Source organism: Limnobacter sp. CACIAM 66H1, assembly GCF_001601825.1.
Taxonomy (GTDB): Bacteria; Pseudomonadota; Gammaproteobacteria; order Burkholderiales; family Burkholderiaceae_B; genus Limnobacter.
Genome location: NZ_LUJK01000010.1, coordinates 26,700 through 50,134 on the forward strand (window position 1 = coordinate 26,700; position 23,435 = coordinate 50,134).

At 54.5% G+C, this 23,435-nt stretch carries 18 protein-coding genes and 1 pseudogene; 10 read left to right on the plus strand and 9 right to left on the minus strand.

Features of this window, described 5'->3' with window-relative positions; genetic code table 11:
• Positions 1–55: 55 nt before the first annotated feature.
• From A0129_RS04695 to A0129_RS04715, 5 genes are all read right to left on the minus strand, one after another.
• Positions 56–1,003: an acetyltransferase gene (locus A0129_RS04695; RefSeq protein ID WP_291712851.1), complete on the minus strand. Its 948-nt coding sequence runs from the start codon at positions 1,001–1,003 to the stop codon at positions 56–58.
• A gap of 31 nt (positions 1,004–1,034) precedes the next feature.
• Entirely contained in the window at positions 1,035–2,774 is a 1,740-nt protein-coding gene (locus A0129_RS04700) for an alkaline phosphatase D family protein (protein ID WP_291712853.1), read from the minus strand.
• A 33-nt stretch (positions 2,775–2,807) separates the two neighbouring features.
• Positions 2,808–4,199, minus strand: a complete 1,392-nt coding sequence (locus A0129_RS04705) for an alkaline phosphatase PhoX (protein ID WP_291712854.1) — start codon at positions 4,197–4,199, stop codon at positions 2,808–2,810.
• 116 nt (positions 4,200–4,315) lie between these two features.
• The gene (locus tag A0129_RS04710; protein ID WP_291712856.1) at positions 4,316–5,962 is read right to left on the minus strand and encodes a methyl-accepting chemotaxis protein; all 1,647 of its coding nucleotides are present in this window, start codon (positions 5,960–5,962) and stop codon (positions 4,316–4,318) included.
• Positions 5,963–5,972: 10 nt separating this feature from the next.
• On the minus strand, positions 5,973–6,524 hold the full coding sequence (locus A0129_RS04715) for a hypothetical protein (protein WP_291712858.1): 552 nt from the start codon (positions 6,522–6,524) through the stop codon (positions 5,973–5,975).
• Between the two features lie 281 nt (positions 6,525–6,805).
• Between A0129_RS04715 and A0129_RS04720 the strand changes: the two genes are divergently transcribed.
• From A0129_RS04720 to A0129_RS04730, 3 genes are all read left to right on the plus strand, one after another.
• Positions 6,806–7,387 carry a cytochrome P460 family protein gene (locus A0129_RS04720; RefSeq protein ID WP_291712859.1) on the plus strand — a complete coding sequence of 194 codons (582 nt, stop codon included), beginning with the start codon at positions 6,806–6,808 and terminating at the stop codon, positions 7,385–7,387.
• A 66-nt stretch (positions 7,388–7,453) separates the two neighbouring features.
• Entirely contained in the window at positions 7,454–8,458 is a 1,005-nt protein-coding gene (locus A0129_RS04725; protein ID WP_291712861.1) for a hypothetical protein, read from the plus strand.
• Between the two features lie 88 nt (positions 8,459–8,546).
• On the plus strand, positions 8,547–10,751 hold the full coding sequence (locus A0129_RS04730; RefSeq protein WP_291712863.1) for a CHASE domain-containing protein: 2,205 nt from the start codon (positions 8,547–8,549) through the stop codon (positions 10,749–10,751).
• Here A0129_RS04730 and A0129_RS04735 read toward each other — a convergent pair.
• Positions 10,737–11,159, minus strand: coding sequence for a DUF6691 family protein (locus A0129_RS04735; protein WP_291712866.1), 423 nt, complete (start codon positions 11,157–11,159; stop codon positions 10,737–10,739). The genes A0129_RS04730 and A0129_RS04735 overlap by 15 nt on opposite strands.
• 12 nt (positions 11,160–11,171) lie before the next feature.
• The gene (locus A0129_RS04740) at positions 11,172–11,600 is read right to left on the minus strand and encodes a YeeE/YedE thiosulfate transporter family protein (protein ID WP_291712927.1); all 429 of its coding nucleotides are present in this window, start codon (positions 11,598–11,600) and stop codon (positions 11,172–11,174) included.
• Positions 11,601–11,714: 114 nt separating this feature from the next.
• On the opposite strand from A0129_RS04740, the gene mnmC reads away from it, so the two are divergent.
• Positions 11,715–12,809 (plus strand): FAD-dependent 5-carboxymethylaminomethyl-2-thiouridine(34) oxidoreductase MnmC, encoded by a 1,095-nt coding sequence (mnmC, locus tag A0129_RS04745; RefSeq protein ID WP_291712868.1) that lies wholly within the window; start codon positions 11,715–11,717, stop codon positions 12,807–12,809.
• Positions 12,810–12,821: 12 nt separating this feature from the next.
• Here the strand turns inward: mnmC and A0129_RS04750 are convergent, their stop codons facing one another.
• Positions 12,822–15,386, minus strand: coding sequence for a DNA topoisomerase III (locus A0129_RS04750; protein WP_291712870.1), 2,565 nt, complete (start codon positions 15,384–15,386; stop codon positions 12,822–12,824).
• A 121-nt stretch (positions 15,387–15,507) separates the two neighbouring features.
• Complete coding sequence (dprA, locus tag A0129_RS04755) at positions 15,508–16,596, minus strand: DNA-processing protein DprA (protein ID WP_291712872.1); 1,089 nt, start codon at positions 16,594–16,596, stop codon at positions 15,508–15,510.
• 96 nt (positions 16,597–16,692) lie between these two features.
• Between dprA and def the strand changes: the two genes are divergently transcribed.
• From def to A0129_RS04785, 6 genes and pseudogenes are all read left to right on the plus strand, one after another.
• A complete protein-coding gene (gene def, locus A0129_RS04760) occupies positions 16,693–17,202 on the plus strand; it encodes a peptide deformylase (RefSeq protein WP_291712874.1) in 510 nt (169 codons plus the stop codon).
• A gap of 26 nt (positions 17,203–17,228) precedes the next feature.
• Positions 17,229–18,201: pseudogene (gene fmt, locus A0129_RS04765) on the plus strand (methionyl-tRNA formyltransferase).
• Between the two features lie 97 nt (positions 18,202–18,298).
• Positions 18,299–19,156: a zinc metalloprotease HtpX gene (htpX, locus tag A0129_RS04770; RefSeq protein ID WP_291712876.1), complete on the plus strand. Its 858-nt coding sequence runs from the start codon at positions 18,299–18,301 to the stop codon at positions 19,154–19,156.
• Positions 19,153–20,520, plus strand: coding sequence for a 16S rRNA (cytosine(967)-C(5))-methyltransferase RsmB (gene rsmB, locus A0129_RS04775; protein ID WP_291712879.1), 1,368 nt, complete (start codon positions 19,153–19,155; stop codon positions 20,518–20,520). Before htpX ends, rsmB begins: the two co-directional genes overlap by 4 nt.
• A 9-nt stretch (positions 20,521–20,529) precedes the next feature.
• Positions 20,530–21,147, plus strand: coding sequence for a DUF4390 domain-containing protein (locus A0129_RS04780; RefSeq protein WP_291712881.1), 618 nt, complete (start codon positions 20,530–20,532; stop codon positions 21,145–21,147).
• Entirely contained in the window at positions 21,144–23,417 is a 2,274-nt protein-coding gene (locus tag A0129_RS04785; RefSeq protein WP_291712883.1) for an ATP-binding protein, read from the plus strand. Before A0129_RS04780 ends, A0129_RS04785 begins: the two co-directional genes overlap by 4 nt.
• Positions 23,418–23,435 lie beyond the last annotated feature (18 nt).

A 23,435-nucleotide genomic window follows, 5' to 3' on the forward strand; every position in this document is an offset into this window, starting at 1 on the left:
ATTCGATTAACTGCAATAAGTGTAGTTTAACAAACCTGTCAAGCGGGGCCAGCAATCAGTGCCCGGCTTTGCGGCGCATATTCTCCAGACGTTGGTCTTTCAAGGTCCAGATGTCACCGATCCAGGCTTTGAAACGGTTCTTGAACTCCAGATCGTTGCGGAAGTCGCCCGCGATCATGTCGGCTGGAATGGGCAGAATTTCGACATGCACTTGCATACGGGGTTGCTTTCCGCACAACCAGCTCCAGGTGATGTTTCCCTGGCTGGGCCCATACGCAATGGTGACATTCACCATGCCTGCGAACTGTTCGCCCATGGCGTTCAATGAGGCGGACAAGCCGCCATACTTGGGGCCCAGCAGGTGTGTGTAAGGCGATTTGGTTTTCGCTTTTTTGGCAGGTGTAAAGCGGGTTCCTTCCAGAAAGTTGATCACGGTGACCGGGCTTTCCTTGTACACGGCGCAGGCTTTGCGGGTGGTTTCCAGATCCTGGCTGGCCAAGGCCGGGTTGCGCGCGATGGCAGCGCGGCTGTGGCGCTTCATGAATGGGAAATCCATGGCCCAACACACGACACCCACAATCGGGACCCAGATCAGTTCTTTCTTCAGAAAGAACCGACCAAAAGGCGCATGGCCATGCAGTACGTCAAACAACACCACAATGTCGGCCCAGGCGGTGTGGTTGCTGATCACCAAATAGCTGCTGTGCGGTTTGAACTCGCCATGAATTTCGACCTGTCCTTGTTGGCCATGCAGCAGTTTGTACAGTTGCTTGTCTGAGCCAACCCACCAGGTTGCAATTTGTACACAGCAGTTCGAGGCCACGCGTTGCACCCTGTAAACCGGCACAAGGCGCAGCACGATGAAGGGGAACATCACGATGAACCAGAAAGTGATGCAAAGGCTCATCATGGTGACAGTGAGCACACCAACGACGGGTGCTGGAAGAATTTTGGACAGAGGCACTTTGGGAATCCAGGGCGGGTAGCTTTGCGGGCTGTTCAATCAAACAGCCCGGATCTTACCCCAGAAACCCTTAAACACCCAATAGGCCGGTGACCACATCCACGGGGTATATTCCTTGCGGGGTAATGCGGTTGGCACCATCTGCCACCTCGAATGTGGCGGACAGTCTTTCGGAGCCACCACGCTCGAGAATGGTGCTGACAGCCCAGTATTCGCAAGTGGTTTTATCCTCCGCCACGCGCAATATGCTGTAGCCGCGCTCGGTCACGTTCACGTGTTTAATGTGTGGGCTGGTCAGGCGAATGGCCTGAATGATCTGGTTGGGCAGATCAAGGCCCGGCGATGTCACAGAGGTGACCACGAATTCCGTGGCCACGCTACCCTGCCCGGTGACGGGATTGTAGCCGCCCACCGCATCAATCGGCTGATTGGGATTGTCGGTGATATCGGCCACCCAGGCGGTGTGCACATCGCCAGTCAAAATCACCACATTGTTGATTGCATCACCACCGTCGTCGCCTCGCAAGGCGTTGATGATGCGCTGGCGCTCGGCGCTGTAGCCGTCCCAAGCGTCGCCGTTCAGGCCCGATGGCGCAAGCAACTCACCGAGTTGTGCGGGGGCCGGGTTGTTTAAACCGGGTTTGATGATCCACTGGTGAAACACCACCTGGTTGCCGATCAGTTTCCACTGGGCTTGTGATCCCCGCATGCCGTTGATCAAAAAGTTGTATTGTTCCTCCCCGATCATGGTGCGGTCGGGCTGGCTGGCCACGCCATCGGTGGGGTTGACCGGTGTGGCGGCTTCCACGTCGCGGTCAAACAGGCGCGTGTCGAGCAAGAACAGATCCACCATGTCGCCAAACTGAACACGGCGGAAAATTTTGGTTTGGTTGCCGGGTTCAGGCAGGCGAATCGGCATCCATTCGTCGTAGGCACGTTGTGCAAAAGCCTTGCGTTCTTCCCACACACCTTCAGCTCCCTCGGTGTGGTTTTCTGCACCATCGCGGTAGGAGTTGTTGGTGGATTCGTGGTCGTCCCAAATGGTGATGAACGGGAAGCGCTCGTGAAGCTTTTGCAGGTCTTCGTCTCGCTTGTATTGGGCGTGACGGGTGCGATAGTCGGATAGCGTGATAATTTCCATCGCCGGTTCATACTCGCGGACATTGCCGTACTGGCCGTTGCCATACTCGTAAATGTAGTCACCCAAGTGGATGATGGCGTCGATGTCATCCCGTTCAGCCAGTTTGGCATATGCATTGAAAAAACCATGCGCCAGGCTGGAGCAACTCACCACACCAAAATTCAGCGGGCGCTTGTTGCCAGCGGCTGGCGTGGTACGCGTGCGGCCCACCGGGCTGGTTTTGCCGTTGCTGCGGAATTGATAGAAGTACACGGTGTCCTGGTCAAGCCCGTTGCAAATCAGCTTCACGGTGAAGTCTTGCGCGGCGGTGGTTTGAAAGTCCATCGACTTGACAAACATGGTCAGCGCTTCGTCCTTGAACACATCCACGCGACCACCCACGGTGCGGTTGGTGTTTTCAGGTGTAATGCGGGTCCACAGCACCACACTGTCAAAAGCGGGGTCGCCACTGGCTACGCTGTGCAAGAACTGCACATTCTGCGTGGGGGTTTCTTCGTTGGGATTGGTGCGACCATCGGTCAGAGCACTGGTATTGTCGCTTCCGCAGCCCTGTAAAAGGCCCAGGCCGCCAACACTGGCGGTGCCAAGACCCAAACCTTTCAGGAATGAGCGGCGGGTAATGCCCGGGCGTTTTTGAATTCGACTGCGTTTGCGGCGTGGACCTGACATGGCGAGTATTCCTGAAAGTTTTGAATTTGCTGCTTATGCGTTGGGCAGTGTTTTGGGGATCATTAGTTCATAGAGCATGCCCAGCCCAAGCCCATAGCCGCCTTGCAGGTTGGGGCCGCCTCGGTCGCTGGTGAAGTACATGCGCTTGCCATCGGGGCTGAATGCAATCCCCGCAATTTCGGACTGGTCTTGACCAACGATTTGCAACAGGGGAACCAGCACGCCATCCGGGTACACCACCACCACTTGCATGTCACCGCCGTCCTCGGCCACCAACACTTCACCAAATGGCGTCATCGTGATGTTGTCCACGCCCGACAGTATGTTGTTGGGTGCTTTGGCAGTCGTTAAGTCGTAAGCCACTTCAATGGTCTGATTGGTGGTATTCAGCATCCAAAGTCGTTCGTCGCCCTTGGTGGTGAAAAACACGCGGTCATTTTGGTACCAGACGCCTTCACCACCATCAAATGCTGTGGTTTCAGGCAAGCGGTTTTCCATTTGGGGTGCATTCGGATTGGCTGCGTTCACCCAGCTGTAGCGAACGGGGCCATTCAATGCATCGGCCACATCGCCCTCCACTTTCAATACTTGCAGCAGCCCTTGGTTCATGTTGGCGCGCTCGGCACCAGCGGGCCAGTCACCCGCGGTGGGAACCCAGCGGTAAAAGCGCCCATCCGGCATGTCCTCAGTCATGTAAAACACACGACGTTCGCTGTCGATAGCCACCGCCTCATGGCTGAATACACCCAGCGCCGGAAGCGGGCGTGCGGCTTGTATGCCAAATGGATCGCATTCCCACACCAGACCGGTCGGGATTTCTTCGCAGCTGAGCCAGGTCTTCCAAGGGGTTACCACGCCCGCGCAGTTGAATGTGGTGTTTCGCAAAATGCGGTAGCTGTCTTCAACAGTACCATCTGGCCCAAACACCAGCGCACTGGCGCCACCGAGGCCGGGTACCAGTGTTTCGATCGGATTGGTCAGCGGGGCCAGCTGCGGAACCTGAAATCCAATTGTGCCCACGCCGGGAACCTCGCTGTTGGAGCAGTAAATCCAGCCACCATCTTCACGGGGAACCACACCGCCGCCGTCGTTGAAGATATGCCAGGGTGTTGCGCCGGCCGCTGGCGGCAAACTGTTGATGGCCACTACGCGGGTTGAAAAACCGGCCGCAGTGCGAACTCCATTGGCATCGGGTTCACCCAAGGGTCCTATGTTTCGGAATCGAAACTGGTTATTGCTGAGCGCAGTGCCGCCAAACCGGTTGGTTTCAGAAGCTCCCACACGCCCCCCAGTCGACCCCAGTGGATTGTCGGAACTGCCGCAGCCGGCCATCCAAGGCAGTACACTGGCGCTGGCGCCATACAAAAATGTTTTAAGCAGATTGCGTCGGCGAACGCTGGAAGGCAAAGCGGGTGAAAACGACATGGCGGGCATCCAGATTGAACAGCATCAAGATGTAATACCCGCCAAACCGAATTTTGGTTTCCGAAGCCATCTTCAGTGTGACGCGTCATTGATCTGTCACACTGAATTGCAGCCCTTCAGGTTTTGAAATAAGACACGGCCCGATGCAAGTCTTCAGACATGCTTTCCACCTGGCGGGATTGCCCCTCCAGTTGCATGCTGGCCAATTTCAGTTGTTCCGACAATGCCGAGATGTCGCTAACCCGCTCAGAGATATCCGCACTGGCGGCCTCTTGTTCTTTGGTCGAGTTGGCCACGGCCAGCGCATATTCAACAGATTGCTCAAAGTGATGAACAATTTCCTGAAGGCCACCCATGAGCTTGTCGGCGTACTGCATGTTTTCGCTCATGTGTTCACCCACCTGCTCTACCGACTTGTTGGAACGTTCGGAGTAGGTACAAATTTCACCGATCAGTGTGCGAATTTCATCGGTCGCCGTGGCGGTGTTTTGTGCCAGGGTACGTACTTCATCCGCGACCACGGCAAAGCCACGCCCCTGTTCTCCGGCGCGGGCTGCTTCAATGGCGGCATTCAAGGCCAACAGGTTGGTTTGCTGGGCAATGCCCTGTATCACGGACACGATGCCATTGATTCGGTCAGAGCGTTCTACAAGCCCGGCAATTTCCTGTGTGGTGGTTTGCATTTGACTTGCCATGTCATTCATTTTGCCTTGCAGGGTTTGCATCAAAGCCATGCCACTTTTGGCTGTATCCGCTGACAACTTGGCCTGAACCTCGGTTTTGTGGGCGTAATCTGAAATTGACTTGGCGCTGGTGCTCATCTGTTCTACGCTGACTGCCGTGGCATTGGAACTGTCCGCTTGTTTTTCAGCTGAACCTGACAAACCTGACGCCACATTCACCAGTTCGCTTGAAGCGGTTTTGAACGTGCTGCAGGCCTGAGACACCTGGTTGATGATCTCCCGCAGACGCACTTGCAACTGTTGCATGCCGTCCATCAGTGAGCCACTTTCGCATTTCGGAACAGACTGAGTCAGGTTACCTTGCGCCATGGTGGCCACAACATTGAGCGCCTTGGCGGGTTCGCCACCGATTTGCTTGCGCAGCGATGCAGCCACCAAGCCCACGGTGATACCGCACAACAGCACAATAGCGATACACACGATTCCGATGGTGATCAGGGCATTCTGGAATACGGAATCGCCTTGGACCACTGCAGCCTCCATGGTGCTTTTCACGCTTGAGTTCAAGGCATTCATGGTGTTGTCAATCTTCTGTTCCAGGGGGTCTCCTTCGCCCAGCAACATCAAAGTGGCGGCCTGTACTTCGCCCAACTCGGATTGTTCAATCACTTTTTGGTACACCGCGTGTAAGGCCGTATTGTCGGTGTTGATCGTTTCGATCAAGCCGCGAGTTTCACCCACGTGTGCGCTGGCCAGCATGCTTTGACCCAGTGAATCAATTTCAGAATCCAGCGCCAGCATGCGTGATTTGGCTAGATCGAACCGCTCCTGCTCATCGGCAAGAATCACATTGCGGGCCTCACGTGCCAACAAGGCAGATTTACTGCCCAGATTGGACACTTGGCTTAACAGAGAAACCTGTTTATCTGTGTTTTCCTGATTGAACTGGTTCAGGGCATGAATTTGATAAACCGCAAACACGCTCAATGCGAGCAAGGCCGCAATGGGTATGCCCATGACAATACCGAGCCGAACATTCAGGCTGGTATTGATGATTTTGTTCATAAAAGTGGAAGCCATAATTGCCTGCTCATGGTAGGGCTTGAATGTTCACGCCAATGGTCAAGGTACCAATCGCCTTGCCACCATCCATGACGGGCACTGAAACCTGCGAAACCACTGCACCGGAGCTCTCGTCTTTCTTGGCACGGGCAACATAGTCGTCGCCTTTGCCGTCGGCCCAGGCTTTCACAAATTTGGGCTCATCACCCTGCCAATAGTCCGAAGTCATCGAGCTGATGGCCACGTTGGCACCCTGGTTGTCGGTCAAGATGGTTTCAGTGAAATAGGGTTTCGCTTTTTCTGCGGCCAGCAGGGCTTTCGACACCGGGCTTTCCATCATCGCTTTGGCCTCCGGCAAACCGCCCGATGCAGCAATCCATTTGCTGTCCATGGCCTTGATCGCGTCCAGTGTCAGGCCTTTTCCGTTTTGGGCTTTGACAGCTGCGATTACCTCGGGTTTGGCGGCGATTGCCTTGATTTCGGGCAGTACATCGTTGGCGGTGCCCGCAAAAACACTGCTGCCTGTGGTCAGAATGAAAGCGGCCAAGCTGGCCTTTGCGAGAGACTGGAATCGTTTCATGTGCTGTGCTCCATGAGATTGAGCGTGGGTCTCAATCGGTTGATTGTTAAATTTTTTCCTCCATACGGGGGATGTATCTAGGTTAAGGATTTGATTCTCAATGCAATTAGTTAATAAGCAGTGGGAATAGGCCTTACTAAAATTCGTTGGTCTATTTGGAGGGGGATGTTAGGGTAAACCCTTGCATCTGTTCAAGGCTTGACGCAACAGTTGCGTAGAACAAGGGTTGGCGCTATGTTTAGCTTGGTAACAACTGTTGCGCAAACAAAAAAGGGGAAAAAATGAAAAAATTGATGCTTGCTGCTTCTGCAGCTGTTGTATTGGCCGGTTGTGCTGCTGGTGGTATGTTTGGCCCAGCTCCGAAAGACGGTGAACTGGCTCAGCCCACTGATTACAAATCCTGGCCTGTATTCCTGGCCGGTATTGAAAAGCCCACTGGCCACATTCGTGACATTTACATCAACCCTACTGGCGCTGCTGCTAAAAAGGGCGAAGCCTTTGCCAACGGTACAGTGAGCGTGATGGAAATTTACAAAGCCACCAAAACCGGCGACAAAATGACCAAAGCTGGCCTTGAAAAAGTGTTTGTCATGTACAAGGGCAACAACTGGGGCAGCACTGCTCCGGAAGGCATGAAGACCGGCGATTGGGTATATGCAGCGTTTGAACCCAATGGTCAGCCTGCCAAGGTGGATTACGCCACCTGCCGCGGTTGCCACCTGCCGCTGGCCGACAAAGACTACATTTTCCACTACGACAAATATTTTGACACACGCAAGAGCGCCCAGATTCTGGACGGTCATGCTGGCAAAGTAGCCATGTCTGTTGAAGAAGCCCACTTGGCCGCCGTGGTTACCAAGTAATTCAACAGCACTTTTCGTACAATAAAAGCCACCCGATTTTGGGTGGCTTTTTTGTTGGGATATCCAATGCGTACTGTCCGTTTCATTTTGTATGCCTTGTGTGCATCTGCATTGGTAGGCATAGGCGCACTGGTTTTCATGTTGAAGTCGCACCCCACAGTTGAATTTCCGCAGCCGCTGCAACAAAAGTCTGCCAACGGGTTGCGAACCTTGTTCCTGGGAACGTCATCCATGGCATGGACCGATGGGCAAACCACCTGGCTGGTGGACGGTTTCTTCTCGCGTCAACCTTTGTCCAAGGTCGCATTGACTCGCTTGAACGTTGATAATTCGCAGGTGAGGGCGGTTGCTGCAGCCATGTTCAAGCGTCTGAACATGCCCAGCGTACTGGGCGGCATCGTCGTAGCGCACTCTCATTACGACCATTCCATGGACGCGCCGTTTCTGGCCAAAGAATACGGTGCAAAGGTAGTGGGTTCCGAATCCACTTCGCAGATTGCCAAAGGTCAAGATCTGCCGTCGACTCAGATTGAGGTGTTGCAAGGTGGTGGCCAGGTAAAGTTTGGCGAATTTGAAGTTCGGCTGATTCAGTCAGCCCATGCACCCACAGGTTTTACGGGTGGGTTCAACACGAAGCCGGTGTTTCTTCCGGCCCATGCCCTGCAGTTCAAAGAGGGAATCAGTTACTCCTTCGTGGTATCCCACCCTGGCCTGGGGCCTGGCCCGTTTGCACTCATTCAACCCAGTGCAGGTTTTGTCGAAGGTCAAAATAAAGGCTTCTCGGTAAAACATGTGTTTTTGGGAATGGGGGGTTTGGGCAAGTTAAGCTATGCGTACATCGAGAACTATTGGCGTGAAATGGTGTTGGTTCCCGGGGCCACACATGTGTACCTGATTCACTGGGATGATTTCACCCAACCCTTGATGAAACAGGGCGAGCCGTTGGCCTTGAAACCCATGCCCAAGTTGCTGGATGACTTTCCGAGATCTCTTGAATTGTTAAAGATGTTTTCAGAACGAGATGGTGTGTCACTTCATGTGTTGAATTCATGGGAGATGGTTTATTTTTAACCACACTGGAATTCTTATTTAAGCGCATACTGGATCCGCATGCTGTGTGGCATGAGCCATGAGCATTAGCCGCAGAAGCGTAGCGAACATGTCAAAACCCAGCGGTGTGACCACCCAAATCAACAAAAAGAATTTTGCCGATCTGTTTCACAACGAGGTCACGGCCTGGCTGGTTTTGGCCTTGTCGGTTGTCATCACGGCACTTGGCTGGTGGCTGTCCAGCGAAGCCATTGAGAAACGCGCCAATGATCGTTTTTCATTCGAGGTTCGAGATGCCCAAGAACGTATCCAGGGCCGCATCCAACAGTATCAACAGTTGTTGCGTGGTGGCGTCGCGTTCTTTGATGCGCACACCATGGTCAATCGTGATCACTGGCGCGTGTATGTGGCGTCGCTGAACTTGCAGCGTGAGCTGCCTGGAGTGCAAGGCTTTGCTTTTGCCGAACATGTGTCACCAGATGCTTTAGCGCAATACGAAAACCGCATTCGTGCTGAGGGATTTCCAGATTATTCAGTCAGCCCTCCTGGTGAACGCGAGGTTTATTTTCCCATCACCCTGATCGAGCCGTTTGATGAACGCAATCAGCGGGCTTTTGGTTTTGACATGTTTTCCGAACCCATACGCCGCGAGGCCATGCAGCGTGCCATGGAGACGGGTCAAGCCACTGTATCGGGTTTGGTGCAGTTAAAGCAGGGTGATGGAAAAAGCCCGGCAGCGGGTTTCCTGATTTATCTGCCAGTGTATAAAACTGGCGTGGATTTGAACTCCGTGGATTCCCGCCGCCAGGCGATTCGAGGCTTTGTGTTCAGCCCCTTTTTTGCGTCTGATTTGATGCAAAACGTGTTAGGCAACGAAAAAATACCCCTTCACTTTGAATTGTACGACAGCGAGAATATGGCGCCCGAATCGCTGATTTACGATTCTGCTGGGGGTGTTGAAAGTCCGGTCGAATCTCGTTTGTTCGGCCACTCGCATGCGGTGACTGTGCCTGTGGAGCTGTCTGGACGAACCTGGACTGTCCATTTTGAAAGTACGCCTGATTTTGATCGGGACGTTCACAATTCCCTGCCGAATCTCATTCTGTTTGCCGGCGGTGCGATTGACGTGATGCTTTTTCTCACCATCTACTCCTTGGTGCAACAGCGCAGGCGGCAAAGTGCAAGCAAAGCGAAAAGCCAGTTTCTGGCCAACATGAGCCATGAAATCCGCACACCGCTGAATGCAATTCTCGGTTTCAACACCCTGCTCGGAGAGCAGCTGAAAGATACCCAATCCAAGGAATATGTGACACAGATTCAGGAGGCTTCTGAGCAGTTGCTAGGGATGGTTGAAGATGTATTGAGCTTCTCCCAGATCGAAGCGGGCTCAATCCGGATCGAGAACATCGAATTTGATTTGCACGACAGAGTACGCAAAACCTTGCGCCTGTTCACCGCAAAAGCGCAACACAAGGGTGTCGCACTTGAGCTTGAAATTGACTCGATGACGCCTTTGAGGGTGAAAAGTGACCCAGCGCGATACAGCCAGGTGTTGTCAAACCTGCTAGACAATGCAATCAAGTTTTCTGACCGTGGTGTCGTGCGCGTCAAAGTTCAGGTCGACCGGCTGGACACACAAGAAGCCGTGATTCGAACAGAAATTCACGATCAGGGCATTGGCTTTGATATCAAGGAGTTTGAGCGCCTGACCCGCCCCTTTGAGCAGGCAGACAACACTGCGACCCGTCGCTTCGGCGGCAGCGGTTTGGGTCTGGCGATTTGCAAGCGGTTGACCGAGTTAATGGGTGGTGAGTTGTTCGTGACCTCTGTGCCACAGGTGGGCAGCACATTCGGTTTCACCTTGCGGGTTCAAACTGTATTTGCCCATGCTGATGCTGCCACCGCAGGGTTGTCCTCCGAGGCCGTGTCGCTTCAGGGTAAAAAGATCCTGGTGGTAGAAGACAACAAGCTGAACCAACACGTCATCAAAGCCCTGCTGTCGAAAATGCAGGCCGATGTACTGCTGGTTGACAATGGGCAAATGGCTGTTGATGCAGTGCTGGTCGATTCATCGATTGACCTTGTTTTGATGGATATTCACATGCCCGTAATGAACGGAATTGACGCTGCCGTCGCAATACGCCAGTTGCCTGGTCCGGCCAGTCGTTTGCCGATAGTAGCCCTGACTGCAGGAGCCCTGCCTGAAGATGAACAGGCCTGTATGGAAGCCGGCATGAACGAATTTTTAAGCAAACCAGTGGACGTGCCCAAGTTGCGGCAGGTGTTGGCTCGACAATTATCAGCTGCGCACTGAAAACACAAACATGCCGACCAGCATGGCCGCAATAAAAATCAGGCCATCCGTGGCCAAACTGGCTGCAGCGACCACTGCGGGACCCGGACAAAAACCGCCAACACCCCAACCGGCACCGAACAGCACAGCACCAAGCAACAGGTTTTTGTCGATGCGGGTGTTGGTGGGCAAATTCATCGGCAGGCCCATCAGGCTGTTTTTCAATCGCTTCGCCAACAAAAACCCAGGCAACCCGAGGGCAATTGCTCCGCCCATGACAAACATCAGCGAGGGGTCCCAAGGCATGGATAAATCAAGAAATCCGATCACCTTGGCCGGGTTGGCCATGCCCGAGATGATCAAGCCCCAACCAAACACCAACCCTGCCAAACCACTGGCCAATGCAAAACCAATCTTGTTGTTCTTCACGATGTTTGCTCCTCAAACTGCATGCATGATCACCGAGGCCACCACGAAACCTGTGACCATGAAAACACCCGTGGCCGCCAATGACCTCAATGACAGCCTCGAGAGGCCGCAGACACCATGTCCACTGGTGCAGCCCGAGCCCAGCCTTGTGCCATAGCCCACCAAAAGGCCCGCAACAATCAAGGCCACTGTGCCGCGTGGGCTTTCAAATTCGAAGCTGCCCACGACTGCTTGGTAAAGCCAGGGTGCAGCGGCCATGCCCAGCACGAAGGTAAGCCGCCACAGCGTTTCACCATGTTGCGGTTTTAGCAAACCACCCACAATGCCGCTGATGCCAGCCACTCGGCCAGTCAACAGGATCAGCATGACTGCTGACAGGCCAATCAATAACCCGCCAAGCAAAGCTGGATAAGGTGCAAAGGCTTCCCAATTGACAGTCAACATGAGGTACTCGTTTAAATATGATTGGACGCTCATATTAGCATGGCCAAAAAATAATCACCAGATTGAGTGTGAGTTACAATGCGGCGTCTGTCTTGCAGCTCACACAACGCCATGCCCTGTTCGGAATCCACTTCCAAAGCCCAATTGACTGAGGCCAGCCCTGCACCTTCGGTTGCCGTGATTGGCGCCGGCATTGCAGGCAGCAGTGTGGCCCTTGCGCTTTGCAAGCTGGGTGTGCAGGTGCATCTGTATGACTGCGCAAGCGGGCCCGCAGCGGGTGCCTCTGGCAACTGGGTGGGTGCATTTCACCCCCACATCACCCGTGGTGATTCGCCTTTGTCGCAATTGACGCGTTTGGGGTTTGAGCACACTGTTCAGGCACTCAAAAATTTGACCGAACAAGGTTTGCTGGCAAAGGGTGCTGATTGGGACACGCCAGGACACCTGCAAACCCTACCCCCCGAGGAAGCGGACCGCGCGCGGGAAACCCTGGCCCTGTTGAATTTCCCACAAACATTGGTGCAGTGGGCGCAGCCCAACTCGCTTTTGCCCACCCCCCTGGGCGGTCTGTTTTTCCCGCAAGGTGGCTGGGTGAAACCAGCGCGTTGGGTAGAGGCCAATCTGCAGGCCTGTGGTGATCTGCTTTGTACCCATTACAACAGCACAATTAATGACATCGGCCCGTTGCGGGAACAGTACTCGGCAGTGGTCGTTTGTGTGGCCGAAAACGCACTGGAATTGGTACCGATCCCTGGTGCCCGCGCCAATGCCGTGAAAGGCCAAATCAGCAAACTTCGGTGTGCAGTAAAACCCGGTGTCGTGTTGTCGGGTGAAAGTTACGCGATTGCTCCAGCAGCAGAAGACTGGTTGGTGTTGGGGGCCACTTACGAGCGACCCGTATTGCACCTGAACCCCACTGCAGAAGCCGATGAGTTGAACATTGCCCGGTTCAAGGCAGCATTTCCTGATTTACCTCTTGGAGAGTGGCTTGATCACCGTTGCGCCGTGCGATCTGTTTGGCATGATCGCTTGCCCGCCATCGGCCCGGTACCGAATATGCCAGGGGTGTACATGAGCACTGGCTTTGGGTCGCGTGGATTGCTGTGGGCGGCTTTGGGCGGGTGTGTGGTGGCTGACTACTTCAAGGGCAGCCCAATCGAGTCGAAACTCTTGAAAAAAATTACGCCCCGCGCTGCGAAGGCGTAATTCCGATTCGAATCAAGACGCTTCTTTGGCGGTTTTGGTTTTGGCTGTGGCTTTTGCCGCTGGCTTGGCGGCGGTTTTGCTTTTGCTTGCGCCTGGCTTTTTCTCGGCCTTCGCCTCAAATTCAAAACCAATCGCACCATCGGGCTTCTTGACCAGAAAGGCCTTGAATGCGCGGCGGGTTTTCGACGAGACAAACCGTGTCAGCAAATCAGTTTTACCGTCGAGCAACAACTTTTCCATTTGTTCGCGATCAATGGGTTGTTGCAGGATCACCTTGCCTGAGCGGAAGTCACAGCTTTTGCTCGGCCCGACTGATTTTTCGCACACATAACTGGTGGCCTGTTCATACACATTGGATGCACATTTGGGGCAAGGCCCCAGCCGGGTTTCGCCCGAGAAGTCGACGGGTTCGCCATTGTCATCGTCTTTGGCCTGACCAAAATCGAACTCCAGTTTGTGCTCATCCGTCAGCTTGAGCACGGCAGCAAATGGCCGCCCCATCTTGCTGCGGAAACCATCGAGCATTGGCAACTCACGGTCTTGCAACAGCTTTTCAACTTCAGCCACCTCAAATTGACGACCGCCCGGTACCTTGGAAATCGAGAAATCACATTTTGTGCATGCGAAACGGCGGTAGTTTTCTTTCACCACGCTGCCACAGTTCGGGCACGGCGTCACGAGTGTGGCGTAATCGCCAGGAATGGTCTCTTCTGTGTAGTTTTTCGCACGATCAACAATGTTCTGCGTGATCTTCGCGATTTCCTGCATGAATTGTTCGCGTGAGAGCTCACCCTTCTCCATCAAGGAAAGTTTGTATTCCCACTCGCCAGTCAACTCCGGCATGGTCAGTTCTTCAACATCCAGACCGCGCAGCAGGGTCAGCAGCTGAAATGCCTTGGCGGTGGGCACCAATGCGCGTTCTTCACGCACCAGGTATTTTTCGTTGATCAAACCTTCAATCGTCGCCGCACGCGTGGCTGGTGTACCCAAGCCTTTCGTACCCATGGCATCGCGCAGTTCATCGTCATCGACCAATTTGCCGGCACCTTCCATGGCGGAAAGCAAAGTGGCTTCACTGTAGCGTGCGGGTGGTTTTGTGCTCAGAGTGTGTACATCGATTTCATCGGTGCTTACCTTTTCACCGGCATCCACGGCGACAAGGCTGTCATCGCCGGCAACCGCGGCTGCGCGACCGTAGATGGCCAGCCAGCCCGGTTTCACCAGCACCTTTCCTTCGGTTTTGAAGGGATGGCCCTCAACAGTGGTAATGCGTGTGGTGACGTTGAACTCGGCGGGCGGGAAAAACACTGCCAGAAAACGTTTCACAACCAGGTCGTACAACTTGGCTTCAGGTTCGCTCAGGTTTTTCGGCACTTGCAAGGTAGGAATGATCGCAAAGTGGTCTGAAATCTTGCTGTTGTCGAACACCCGTTTGTTGGGTTTGACCCAGTTGTTTTTCAGAATTTGTTCGCAGAATGGGCCATATGCCCCTGCAATATGACCTGAATCCAGACCTACAAAGCTTTTCAACGTTTGGTTCACTGTGCCCATGTAATCTTCGGGCAACGCTTTTGAATCCGTACGCGGGTAAGTGAGGACCTTGTGTTTTTCATACAGCGCTTGGGCCAGGCCCAGGGTGTTCTTCGCCGAAAAGCCAAAACGGCTGTTGGCTTCACGTTGAAGGCTGGTCAAATCAAACAACTGGGGCGCAATTTGTGTGGTGGGTTTGCTTTCCTCTTCCACCGTACCTTGTTTGCCATCACAGGCGGCCACAATGGCCTTGGCCTTCGCTTCATCCCACAGTCGGTCTGCGCGTTGCTCGGGGTCTTCCGCTTTTTTGAAGTCGCGGTCAAACCACTTGCCTTCATAGGCACCGGCTTTCGCACCAAAGCTGGCGCGAATCTCGAAGTATGTGCGTGGTACAAACTTGCGGATTTTTTCTTCGCGTTCCACAACAATGGCCAGTGTGGGCGTTTGAACACGACCCACAGTGGTCAGGTAAAAGCCGCCTTCCTTGCTGTTGAAGGCGGTCATCGCGCGCGTGCCATTGATACCCACCAACCAGTCGGCTTCTGAGCGGCAACGCGCGGCATCCGCCAGTGGCATCATTTCAGCATCGCTGCGCAAGTTTGAGAACGCCTGGCGAATGGCGGCGGGTGTCATGGATTGCAGCCACAGGCGTTCCACTGGTTTGTTGCATTTCGCGTATTGCGCAATCAAGCGGAAAATCAGTTCACCTTCCCGTCCAGCGTCACAGGCGTTAATCAAACCGACCACATCCTTGCGTTTGATCAGCTTGTTCAATACTTTCAGTCGCGACTCTGTTTTCGCAATCGGGTTCAGGTCGAAGTGAGTTGGCAACACCGGCAAATTGGCAAAACTCCATTTGCCACGCTTCACCTCAAATTCATCAGGCGCCTTGATCTCCACCAAATGACCTACGGCCGATGACAGCACATACTCGTCGCTTTCAAAGTAATCGTCGTGTTTGGTGAAACCCCCCAGAGAGCGCGCAATGTCGGCGGCCACAGAGGGTTTTTCCGCGATGATCAGTTTTTTGGGGTTTTCGCTACTCAATTGGTCCAACTCGTCGGTGTGTGTAATTTCAAGGCCTTGTGCGCCGAAGTGTAAGTGTCAGGGCTTCAACAAATCAAGGCTTTCTCTAGAATCTTGTTCTCCGTTGTTGAAATCGCCTTTTTTAAAATACACCATTTGCACGCACCCAGCGGTTCCCGCTTTCACCCAGCACCAGCCCCAGCAACTCCAGTTCAGTGAGCACGGCGAGTGTGTCTTCCGAGCCCAAACCCAATTGTTGGGCCAATGTGTCGGTGTGCACCGGGTCATGCCCAAGGCATTGCAACACTCGGCCCAACTCCTCATCCTGTAAGGCACCAGTGTCCATGGTGCAGGTCATTTCGGTGTGGCAATCGCTGTCATCTTCTTGCAACACGCAGGCATGTTTGAACTCTGGCAGGCAGGCTTGCGCCTCTTCCATCAACTCTTGGGCTGTTTCGGTCAGTAAAGCCCCTTTCTTGATCATGTCATGACAGCCTTTGCTTTGGCTGCTGTGAATGGAACCTGGAATGGCACCCACTGGCCGCCCCAGTTCACTGGCGACTCTTGCTGTGATCAGGGAACCTGAACGCATGGCTGCTTCGACGACCAGCAGTGCATCGGCCAAGCCGGCAATGATGCGGTTTCGACGGGGGAAGAATCCAGCTTGAGGCGCAGTACCGGGTGGGTATTCCGACAGCACCAAACCGCCCTGCTCAATAATTTGCCGTTTAAGGGCGGCGTGGTGCTTGGGGTATACTTCGTCCGGCCCGCAACCCAGCACGGCGATGGTGCCCCCTTGAGCTTGAAGCGCCCCTGCGTGCGCCGCACCGTCAATGCCTTCGGCCAGGCCGCTTACAACAACCCATCGGGCTTGCGCAAACGCCTTGCCAAAGCCCTGTGCATTGCCTAAACCGGTGCGCGTGGCGCTCCTGCTGCCTACAATCGCAATGCTTCGGGTTGTCAGCAAATCCAGGCGGCCATCACCGAACAGGATCAGGGGTGGGTCTTTCAGTGCAAGCAAACCCTGTGGGTAAGCAGGGCTGTGAATCCCTACCCAAAACCGTTTGTCGCTTTGCAACAACCATGCGCTGGCCAGTGCATGCCAAAGCCGAACTGCTTCGCAGGGGGCGGGTAAACCGCAGCGGGGGCCTTGTTGCGCCAATTCGTAGCGTGCACGCGCTTTGATCGTGGTGTTGTATGCCAGGTTCATGGCGATGAGCAGCTCACTCATGCAAGAAGCCAGACAACAAGTAATGGAATTTGCGAACTATTTTTGCCACAGAAGGTATATCCTTTTAAGTGTTGACTGTGAAGGTTTTTTGAAAGCATGGCTTTACTCCCAATTTTGCGTTATCCGGATCCGCGCTTGAAAACGGTTGCCACCCCCGTCACCCGGTTTGATGACGCGCTTGTCAAGCTGACCCAAGACATGGCAGAAACCATGTACGACGCGCCTGGCGTGGGTTTGGCCGCAACGCAGGTGAATGTGCACAAGCGAATCATCGTGATCGATGTCACTGATGACAAATCAGGCCTGACCGTATTCATCAACCCCGAAATCATCGATGCCAGCAAAGAATGCAAGGTCTACGAAGAAGGTTGCCTGTCCGTGCCCGGCATTTACGAGAAGGTGGAGCGCCCCGACACCGTGAAGGTCCGCGCTCAGAATGTGAAAGGCGAATGGTTTGAGATTGACTGCGACGAACTGCTTGCCGTGTGCATTCAGCATGAAATTGATCACCTGAACGGCAAGGTGTTTGTCGAATACCTTTCGCAGCTGAAGCAAACCCGCATCAAAACCAAGATGAAGAAGCAAGAAAAGCTTCAAACCGCTTGATTGCCCAACCCCCCATGAATCGAACCCTGAATGTGGGTTTCGCAGGCACGCCCGAGTTTGCTCGGGTGGCGCTTGAGAAACTGATTGCGGCCGGTTATCCCGTGCATCTGGTGTTGACCCAGCCTGATCGCCCTGCCGGCCGCGGCATGAAACTGCAGGCATCCCCTGTCAAACAACTGGCGCAGCAACATGGCATTCCTGTTTTGCAACCCGTTAGCCTGAAAAAAAGGCGACGAAGCCCAACAGGCCTTGCTGGCCTTGAAAACTGCGGTGCATGGCCAGCCTCTGGATGTGTTGATTGTGGCTGCGTACGGCCTGATACTGCCGCAAACCGTGCTGGATGCGCCCCGTTTGGGTTGCTTGAACATTCATGGCAGTCTGTTGCCGCGCTGGCGTGGCGCCGCACCCATTCAGCGCTGTATCGAGGCAGGTGATGCTGAAACCGGCGTGTGCATCATGCAGATGGAGGCAGGGTTGGACACCGGCCCGGTGCGCCTGTGGCGAGCCTTGCAGATTGAACACACCGACACTGCGTCTACCTTGCACGACAAACTGGCCACACTGGGCGGTGATTTGTTGGTGGAGGCTCTGGATTCCCTTCAAGTGGCAACACTGCCCCTGGTTCCACAACCTGATGTCGGAGTGACCTACGCCGAGAAAATCACAAAAGCGGAGGGCGTGATCAACTGGCACTGCAGCGCTGTGGAACTTCAGCGTACACTGCGTGCCTTCGATCCTTTTCCCGGTGCGAACACGGTGTGGGGCGGTGAAGCCCTGAAGTGTTTTGATCCCGAAACGGTCGCCTTGGCTGGCTTGATGGGTAACCCGGGTGAAGTGTTGTCCGTTGGTTCAGCTGGCATTGAAGTGCAATGCGGGCAGGGTGTGTTGCGTATTCGAACCCTTCAGAAGGCCGGCAGTAAACGTCAGCCTGCGCAGCAGGTGGCACAGGCTTTGGGTTTGCAGGCCGGAAACCAATTGGGCGCATTGGTCTCCAATTAGGCGAAGGGACTCGCGCGAATCTTGAAATTTCGCAAAAAAACCCTACTTTCGAGTTGTCGAATCAACGGGCCGCAGATCGGCCAAGGTGAGTAAGATCATGTTTAACTGGATGAAAACATTCATGTTGATGGCGGCCATTACCGCCCTGTTCGTGGTGCTGGGCGGCATGATGGGAGGCCGTGGCGGCATGTTGTTGGCCTTGGGTTTTGCACTGGCGATGAACTTCGGAGCCTATTGGTTTTCCGACAAAATGGTTTTGCGCATGTACAAAGCCAAGGAAGTGGATGCCAGCAATGCGCCAGAGTTTTACAATATGGTGGCTGAACTTGCACAGCGCGCAGACATGCCGATGCCGCGCGTTTACCTGATCAACGACAGCGCCCCCAATGCATTTGCGACCGGGCGCAATCCTGAAAATGCCGCTGTGGCAGCGACCACCGGAATTTTGCAGGTACTGTCTGCTCGAGAACTGCGCGGTGTCATGGCGCATGAATTGGCGCACGTGAAGCACCGGGACATCCTGATTTCCACAATTTCGGCCACCATGGCAGGTGCCATCTCGGCCCTGGCCAACTTTGCCCTGTTTTTTGGCGGGCGTGACGAGAATGGTCAGCCCATGAACCCGATTGCCAGCATTGCCCTGGCCATTCTCGCGCCATTGGCTGCGTCGCTGATTCAAATGTCAATCTCGCGCGCCCGTGAATATGAGGCAGACCGCGGAGGCGCAGAAATTTGCGGCGACCCGGCAGCCTTGGCCAGCGCACTGGACAAAATTCAACGGTATGCCAAGGGCATTCCGTTCCGCACCACCGAAGCGCATCCGGAAACCGCTCAAATGATGATCATGAACCCACTGTCCGGCCAAGGTATTGCCGGCCTGTTTTCTACTCACCCACCCACTGAAGAACGAATCGCCCGCTTGATGGAAATGGCCCGCACTGGCGGTCCACGTTGAAGCCGGTTCACAGCACACCGCCCAAACTGACAGAAGCCAGCTTGGCCTTTGCCCTGCTTCGGGCTGCAGCAGTCATGACCCGTGTACTGCGGGAGGGTCGTTCGCTCGACCAGGCCTTGGCCGCTGAAACCAAAGGTGTTAAAACCTCGCAGGCTTTGGGTGCAATTCAAGACCTGGCTTACTTCGGCATGCGCAACCTTGGCCGTGGGCAAGTATTAACCCGCTTGATCAGCGGCAAAGCGCTGCTGAACCCCGAGCCCCTGAATGAATTGATGGCCTTGGGTTTCGGTTTGCTGTGGGATGACAAAAACCCGAAGTACCCGGCGCACACTGTGGTAGACCAAATGGTGTATGCCTGCACGGGCAGCGAGCAATTTGCACGTGCCAAGGGCCTGGCAAATGCCTGTTTGCGCAACTTTCTGCGTGATTCAAACACCTGGCGAAGCAAGGCGCTTGAAGATCCGCTGGCGCAGCACAACTTGCCTGTCTGGTGGATTGAAAAACTGAAAACCAGTCACCCGCAACACTGGGAAACGATGTTGGCACAGGCGCAAAGCCACCCGCCTTTGGTGGTGCGCGTGAATACCCGCAGCAGTTCTGCATCCGCCTATGCGGAGCAGTTGAATGCAGCGGGCCTGGAAGCACGAGTGATTGGCGAGCAGGCCGTGTTGCTGGCCAAGCCAGTGCCAGTCTCTGCGCTGCCAGGATTTGATTTGGGCCAGGTGTCGGTGCAAGACAGCGCAGCACAGTTGGCCGCGCAGTTGTTGAATCCTCAAACTGGTCAGCGCATTCTGGACGCATGTGCCGCACCCGGCGGTAAAACCGGGCATTTGCTAGAGTTGGCCGACATTGAACTGGTTGCCCTGGATTCCAGTCCGCAGCGCCTGGGCCGCGTCGAAGACAACATCCGCCGTATTGCGCCCACCCTGAATGGTCAATGGGATTTGCGTTTGAAAGTGGCGCAGGCCGAGTTGCTCGACACGTGGTGGGATGGTGTGCCTTTTGACGGTATTTTGGCCGATGTACCATGCACGGGCTCTGGCGTTGTTCGCCGTCACCCCGATATTCCGTGGTTGCGCAGACCGGACGATATTGCCAAGTTGTCGCAGATTCAACACAAAATACTGAATGCCTTGTGGTCTACCCTAAAGCCGGGCGGTACACTTTTGCTGGTGACCTGTTCCATCTTTCCTGAAGAGGGGCCCCTGTTGGCAAAAGCATTTCTCGACAATCATTCCGATGCCCTGGCGCAAACCGCGCCCGGCTGGGTGTTGCCAGTTGCAGCGGCCAACCCTGATCAAGGCTTTGATGCATCTCCCGACGGGTTCTTTTACGCCAAGTTTGAAAAATCCCTAACCTCTTGAGGAAGTGCCTTGAAATTTAGCCAGGCCCACTCCTCGTTATGGACACGTGCTTTGCATGGCCTGCTGGGCCTTGTGCTGATGTGCGTGCTGGCTGTGGGGCTGGCCCAGCTTGATTCTTCAACGCGGGTCACCGCGGTCAAGCTCGAGCCCAGCAAGCCCCCGGCGGCTGCCGCATGGAACCTGGCTGCCGAGTTCGAGATTGAATTGGGCCACAAGTTGCGAGAGGCGGTTGATCGGGGCTTGCCGTTGCAGTTTACGGTCGATTTTCAGTTGATGCGTTCCCGCTGGTATTGGGTTGATGAAGAAGTGGTCAGCACCACCTACCCGCTTAACCTGTCCTACAACGCCCTGACCCGAACCTACCGCGTAGTGACCCCCACCAACACCTACAATACCCCCACGCTTGAAGACGCCATGCAGCACATGACCAAGGTGCGGGACTGGGCTGTTATTCCTCGCGATCGAATCGAAATCGGGCAACCTTACACCGCACAAGTGCGTTTTCGATTGTTGCTGACTGAACTGCCGAAGCCTTTCCAGATCAGCGCATTGGTAAACAGCGAATGGGATTTGTCCTCTGAGTGGCTCACCTTTGAATTTACGCCCAAGCGCGAGGCCTTGAAATGAATCCCTGGCTGGAGAACACCCGGTGGCTGCGTTACACGCTGCTGATTCTGGGCAGCCTGGGTGGCGTGTTGCTGTTTCTTCTGGCTTCGGCCTCTTCGAACACTGATTTTTTTGAAAGCAATTATCCCTTGCTGATTACGCTGAACGGCATTATCGCCGCGGGCTTGTTCAGCATTTTGGCCTTGCTGATTGTTCGAATGGTGCGCCGGTACCGTGCAGGTGTGTTTGGCTCGCGGCTCATGTTGCGCATGTCCTTGTCGTTTGCGCTGATGGGGCTGATTCCCGGTTTTGTGTTGTACCTGGTGTCGGTGCAATTTCTGGCAAAGAGTATTGACAGCTGGTTTGACGTGCGGGTGGACGGCGCACTGGAATCAGGCTTGAACCTGGGCCAAACTGCGCTGGACAGTTTGATCAATGAACTGGCCCTGAAAGGACAGTCCATTTCAATCGAACTATCGCGTGCTACACCCAGCGAGCAATTGCTGGAGCTGCCCCGCCTGCGCGATGCTGCCAATGTGCAAGAACTCACCCTTCTGACAGAAACCGGGCAAATTCTGGGGAGTTCAGGAGGCGCACTTGATAGCCTGTTGCCCAGCTTGCCCACGCAGGTGATGTTGCGCCAGGCCTTGATGACGCGACCCTTTCAACAAATTGAACCTGACCCCGAAGACCCTGATGGGCGCCTGTACATGCGTGTGGTGGTACCGATTGCCCCGCCCCTGACCAGTTTTGATTTGGGTCAGCGCTATGTACAAATCATGCACCCGGTGCCCACTACGCTTTCACAGCGGGCCAATGCCGTGCAAAGCGTGTACCGCGATTATCAGGAATTGCAGCTGTCGCGTTCGGGTTTGCGAAAAATTTATGGCATTACACTGACCCTGGCACTGTTGCTTACGGTGTTTGTATCGGTGGCTGCGGCGTTCTGGCTTTCATCGCGCTTGTCATCGCCTTTGTTGTGGCTTGCCGAGGGTACCAAGGCCCTGGCCAGTGGCAACTTTAAAACCATGCAGCCTGTGAATGCGGACGATGAATTGCGTGAGTTGGTTGATTCATTCAACACCATGACCCGGCAACTGTCGGAGGCGCAGCGCCGCTTGCAGGCCAATCAAAACCAGCTGGCGGCCAACAACGACTTCTTGCAAAGTTTGCTGACCAGCCTGTCGGCCGGTGTGCTGGTACTCGATCACAAACTGCGCCTGAAAATGTACAACGACGGCGCGCTTCGGATTTTTGATCGTTCACTGGCCGAGAACCAGGGCCATCCGCTGGATGACATGCCCGGGCTGGAGGGGTTTGCCATGGCGGTGCGCGCCAGCGTGGCCGACAACCAGGGCAATGAAGGTGAAGAAAGTGGCATTTGGCAAAAACAGCTGGAGATTCCGCGAGCCTTTGATTCGCAAAGTTCAAAGTCGATTCTTGTTCGAGGTTCACGCTTGCCGGGTGAAAAAGCCGGTTACGTGCTGGTGTGCGACGACATCACTGCATTGATTTCTGCCCAGCGCACAGCGGCCTGGGGTGAAGTGGCGCGTCGCCTTGCGCATGAAATCAAAAATCCGTTGACCCCAATTCAGCTTTCTGCCGAGCGCCTGCAAATGAAGTTGGCCGACAAACTGCAAGAGCCAGAGTCTGGAATTTTGCAGCGTGCCACGCGCACGATTGTGAACCAGGTGGAATCACTGAAACGTTTGGTCAATGATTTCCGCGACTACGCACGTTTGCCACCAGCAGATTTGAAGCCACTGGATTTGAATGATCTGGTGGTCGATGTCTTGGCGCTGTACGATGTGCATGTGGGCATTGAAGAACAGGCTGAAACCCGCTTCATTCCAAAATTGACTGAAAATTTGCCGCTGGTGGCTGGAGATTCGTCGCAGTTGCGCCAAGTGATTCATAATTTGTTGCAAAATGCTTTAGACGCATGTGTCGATTGTGATCAGCCCAAAGTAGAAGTGCGAACAGAAGGTTTGAAAGCGCCGGAAGGCGAACTGGAACAGTTGGTGGGTGTGAAGTTGGTGGTGGCTGACAACGGGCCGGGGTTTAATCCTGACTTGCTGGCAAAAGCCTTTGAGCCTTACATCACTACAAAAACCAAAGGCACCGGTTTGGGTTTGGCAATCGTTAGAAAAATTGCAGATGAACACAAGGCGCGAATAGCCATTAGAAACAGGGTAGATGCACAAGGGCGGGTTGTCGGTGCAGCGGTGGAATTGACCTTCCCCGTGCTGCAGGACGCCTTGAACAATGCCGAACATAGTCAGGCCGCATAAAGAAGGAACTTTCTAACC

Bases quoted from the DNA above. Each gene is read 5' to 3' on its own strand.
- A0129_RS04725 (WP_291712861.1), top strand. From the start codon at position 7,454: ATGCGTACTGTCCGTTTCATTTTGTATGCCTTGTGTGCATCTGCATTG.
- htpX (WP_291712876.1), top strand. From the start codon at position 18,299: ATGTTTAACTGGATGAAAACATTCATGTTGATGGCGGCCATTACCGCC.
- A0129_RS04720 (WP_291712859.1), top strand. From the start codon at position 6,806: ATGAAAAAATTGATGCTTGCTGCTTCTGCAGCTGTTGTATTGGCCGGT.
- A0129_RS04730 (WP_291712863.1), top strand. From the start codon at position 8,547: ATGTCAAAACCCAGCGGTGTGACCACCCAAATCAACAAAAAGAATTTT.
- A0129_RS04710 (WP_291712856.1), bottom strand. From the start codon at position 5,962: ATGGCTTCCACTTTTATGAACAAAATCATCAATACCAGCCTGAATGTT.
- dprA (WP_291712872.1), bottom strand. From the start codon at position 16,596: ATGAGTGAGCTGCTCATCGCCATGAACCTGGCATACAACACCACGATC.
- A0129_RS04785 (WP_291712883.1), top strand. From the start codon at position 21,144: ATGAATCCCTGGCTGGAGAACACCCGGTGGCTGCGTTACACGCTGCTG.
- def (WP_291712874.1), top strand. From the start codon at position 16,693: ATGGCTTTACTCCCAATTTTGCGTTATCCGGATCCGCGCTTGAAAACG.
- A0129_RS04700 (WP_291712853.1), bottom strand. From the start codon at position 2,774: ATGTCAGGTCCACGCCGCAAACGCAGTCGAATTCAAAAACGCCCGGGC.
- A0129_RS04715 (WP_291712858.1), bottom strand. From the start codon at position 6,524: ATGAAACGATTCCAGTCTCTCGCAAAGGCCAGCTTGGCCGCTTTCATT.
- mnmC (WP_291712868.1), top strand. From the start codon at position 11,715: ATGCCCTGTTCGGAATCCACTTCCAAAGCCCAATTGACTGAGGCCAGC.
- A0129_RS04705 (WP_291712854.1), bottom strand. From the start codon at position 4,199: ATGTCGTTTTCACCCGCTTTGCCTTCCAGCGTTCGCCGACGCAATCTG.